Genomic DNA, 4,462 nt, shown 5'->3' with positions numbered 1-4,462 from the left:
CTCATCAATATAATGGTGGTTTGACGCCAAATGAATCAGAGCGATTGTTCTGGAAAAACTCTAAAGCCGTGGCCAGTTTTGCTTGACCACTACAAACCTAGCTAAGGACGCTGGTGAGGTGATCTTAAAGCGTCACCTTTACTTTAAGCCATGTACGTCAAACTTGTTCGCTGAAATAGATGCTCTCAAAAACAGCAAAACGGTTGCTACCAACAAGATTCGTTTTGTTGTTATCACTGATTTCTCTCAGCTTATTGCTATTGATACAAAGACTCAAGACACGCTTGATATCGAGCTTGGTCAGCTACCGAAACATTTTGATTTCTTCTTACCGTGGGCGGGTATGGAGAAAATGGTTTATCGTGGTGAAAACCCGGCGGATGTCAAAGCTGCTGAGAAGATGGCGGATTTCTTTGACCATATCAAAGCTACCAACTATCCAGCGAATGCCACGAAAGAACAGTTGCATGATTTGGTAGTATTCCTCAACCGCCTGCTTTTCTGTTTCTTTGCAGAAGATACAAAAATCTTCTCTGAGAGCCAATTCACAAACCTTCTGAATCAACATACGCAAGAAGATGGAATCGATCTACATGGCGTATTTGAACGTTTGTTTTATGTATTGAATACACCAGCACATCAGCGTAATGATTTTCCAAAGTATCTTAATGATTTTCCATATGTTAATGGTGGGTTATTTAAGCGCCAGATTAGAGTGCCATCATTCGATGCCAAAGCTCGTCGTATGTTGCTTGATTCCGGCCAATTAGATTGGGCTGATATAAACCCTGATATTTTTGGTTCGATGATTCAAGGTGTTGCCGACCCTGAAACACGAAGCAAAATGGGGATGCACTACACCTCGGTATCAAACATCATGAAAGTGATTGAGCCACTGTTCTTGAATGAGCTTTATGAGGAATTTGATAAGTGCAATGACAATATCAACAAACTGAAGAAGCTTCAGGTTCGTCTAAGCCGCATCAAGTTCTTTGACCCTGCGTGTGGTTCAGGCAACTTTTTGATTATTACGTACAAAGAAATTCGTGAACTAGAGATTGAGATCCTAAAGCGCATTCGTGAGCTAGAAGGTGAGTCTGACTCAGGAATGACGGGGTTATTTGACGAGTCTCATTCGGCTATCCGCCTAGACCAATTCTATGGCATTGAGCTTGATGATTTTGCTCATGAGATGGCTATTCTTTCACTTTGGTTAGTAGAGCACCAAATGAACATGGTGTTTGAAACTGAATTTGGCTATACGGTACCAACACTTCCATTGAAACAAAGTGGAAAAATTGTGGCGGATAATGCGGCAATTACCAATTGGGAAATGGTTTGTTCCGTGAATGATGGTGATGAGGTTTATATTTTAGGTAATCCTCCATATCTTGGTGCGCGAAATCAGAATAAAGACCAAAAGTCAGATGTGAGAAAAGTACTGGGGAAATTAAAAGGTGTAAATAGCTTAGATTATATATCTATTTGGTTTTACAAAGCTGTGGAGTATGTAAATAATAATAATGCAAAATCTGCATTTGTAAGTACAAACTCTGCTTTTCAAGGTGAGCAAGTCTCATTACTTTGGCAAAATTTATTAAAAGCTGATGTCGAGTTTTTCTTTGCATATGAATCTTTTAAATGGGAAAATAATGCAAAGGACAAAGCAGCTGTAATTTGTGTGATTGTAGGGATTAGGAAAAAATCAAATTGCCCTAAGTATATATTCAGAAATAAAAGCTCTATGATGGTGAAAAACATCTCACCATACCTTACAGATAATGAGAATATATTTATTGATAAAAGAAGTAAGCCGTTATCTAAGCTTCCAAAAATGGAGTATGGTAACCAACCTGTTGATGGTGGGGGCTTGAAATTAACAAAAGAAGAAAAAGATAAAATAATTTTAGATTATCCAGAATCATCTGTTTTTTTTAAAAGATTGGTTGGCGGTAGTGAGTTTATAAAAAACTCTGAAAAATGGTGCATATGGGTTGAAGATTCTGAGTTAAGTAAAGCAATGGTAATTCCACCGTTAGTTGAGCGGTTTGAAATTGTAAGGTCTGCTCGAGAAAATGGTGGTGAAGTTGCTCGCTCCCTTTGTGAGCGAAGCCATCAATTTCGTTATCGGCATCGAGCAAAAGAGTACTTTATATTAATGCCTCGAACTTCGTCTGAAAGGCGAGAGTACATACCTGCAGGATTACTTTCAAGTGACATTATTAGTCTTGAGTCAGCCCAGGTGTTATATGATCCTGAACTATTTATTTTTGGAGTAATTTCATCAAAAATGCATATGGTTTGGACGTTTATAACATCTGGAAGATTAAAATCAGATATAAGATACTCTACATCTTTAACTTATAATACATTTCCATTTCCCGCGTTAACAAAAGAACAAAAAAATGAAATTGAAGCTTTAGGCTTGGAAATTCTATCTATAAGGGAAAATTATCCAAGTAAAACTATATCTGACCTATATGACCCAAATCTAATGCCAAAGGATTTGCGGCTAGCTCACAAAAATTTAGATAAAGTGATTGAAGATTTATATTCCAAAAAGTCATTTTTTAATGATGAAGAGAGATTGTCTTTTCTTATTGATTATTATAATAGTATGGTAGATAAACGACATGCCTGATTTAGTCCACGTAACCTACGCCCAAACAGGCGAAAGTACCAATACCAATGATATGGGAATGCGAGCCATGCAGGCTCGCGCTTTTGAGCAGCGAGCAAGCCAATATCTATTGATCAAAGCACCACCTGCTTCTGGTAAGTCTCGTGCCTTGATGTTCATTGGCTTGGATAAACTTCACAATCAGGGTATCGACAAAGTTATTGTCGCTGTTCCTGAGCGTTCTATCGGCGGCTCTTTTGGATACACCGAACTAACGAAATACGGATTTTTTACGGATTGGAACATTAATCCACACTACAACTTATGCACGTCTGTCAGCAATCAAAGTAAAGTTAAAATCTTTAAAGAGTTTTTAGGAAGTGATGAAAGAATTTTAATTTGTACTCACGCAACTCTGCGTTTTGCGTACCAAGAGCTAGAAGATTCTGCTTTTGATAATATTTTGTTGGCAATCGATGAGTTCCATCATGTTTCAGCCGATGGTGATAACGTGTTGGGCGATGTATTATGTACTCTTATTGAGAACAGCACTGCACATATTGTCGCTATGACGGGATCTTACTTCCGCGGGGATAGTGTATCTATCCTGACTCCTGAAGATGAGATGAAGTTTGATAAGGTTTCTTTTAACTACTTTGAGCAATTAAACGGCTATCAGCACCTCAAATCTCTGGGTATTGGCTATCACTTCTATAAAGGGCATTACTTAACTGCGATTGAAGATGTGTTGGATACCGATAAGAAGACTATCGTTCATATCCCAAACGTAAACTCTGCTGAATCAGGGAAAGATGATAAATATGAGCAGGTTGCGGCTATCTTAGACATTATTGGTGAGTACCAATTCACAGATCATGATACTGGTGTCATTCATATAAAACGTAAAGAAGATGGCAAAATCATTAAAGTTGCCGACCTCGTATGGGATGAAAACGACAGAGAGAAAACTCAGGCGTTTTTACGTGATATCGACCATGAAGACGATATTGATATCATTATTGCTCTGGGCATGGCAAAAGAGGGCTTTGACTGGAGTTTTTGTGAGCATGCTCTGACGATTGGTTATCGTAACTCTTTGACGGAAATTGTGCAGATTATCGGTCGCTGTACTCGTGATAGTCATAACAAGATTCATGCTCAGTTTACTAACTTGATTGCGGAACCTGATGCTTCAAATGATCAAGTTAACTATGCAGTGAATAATATGCTCAAGGCAATCACTTGTTCTCTTCTTATGGAGCAAGTGTTGGCGCCAAACTTTAAGTTTAAAGCAAAAGGCCCTGTAGATAAGGACTCAACCCCGCCGGGGGTGATCAGCATTGGTGGTTTGAAAGAGCCAAGTACCAAGCGAACTAAGCAAATATTAGAAACAGACCTTGATGACTTAAAGGCTTCGATTTTGCAAGATGACAATATTGTTAAAGCATCTGCCGCAGGTCATGATCCTGAAGTTATTAACAAGGTGCTGATCCCTAAACTTATTGAGAAAAAATACCCAGATCTTTCTAAAGAGGAGATAGAGGAAATTCGTCAGCGAGTTGTTGTGGACTCAGCGTTTGCAGCATCTGAAATTAAAGAGGAGGGGGGCAAGAAGTTTGTTCGTATGGCCGATAAATTCATCAATATTGATGAGCTGCATATTGACCTTATCGACCAAGTAAATCCGTTCCAGAAAGCGTTTGAGATCCTATCAAAAGCGATTAACACGGATACACTTAAGTTGGTTCTGTAGTGGCATAGTTAATTTGGCCACCTGAATAGAGGTGATATCATCGCCTCATAGTCAAAACAGGTGACATTATGACCGGACGTAACAAACGC

2 protein-coding genes are annotated in these 4,462 nt (G+C 38.8%); both read left to right on the top strand.

Going from position 1 to position 4,462, the window contains the following annotated elements; genetic code table 11:
* Positions 1–82 precede the first annotated feature (82 nt).
* Positions 83–2,641, top strand: a complete 2,559-nt coding sequence (locus tag AC0Z7K_RS24240) for a DNA methyltransferase (protein WP_485616252.1) — start codon at positions 83–85, stop codon at positions 2,639–2,641.
* Positions 2,634–4,373: a DEAD/DEAH box helicase gene (locus tag AC0Z7K_RS24235; RefSeq protein WP_485616251.1), complete on the top strand. Its 1,740-nt coding sequence runs from the start codon at positions 2,634–2,636 to the stop codon at positions 4,371–4,373. Before AC0Z7K_RS24240 ends, AC0Z7K_RS24235 begins: the two co-directional genes overlap by 8 nt.
* The last annotated feature ends 89 nt before the right edge of the window (positions 4,374–4,462 follow it).

It is taken from the genome of Rahnella sp. 1L-D-7-B-C2 (assembly GCF_057290995.1).
Note: the sequence above shows the minus strand (reverse complement) of the source record. Positions and strands in the feature narration are given on the sequence as shown.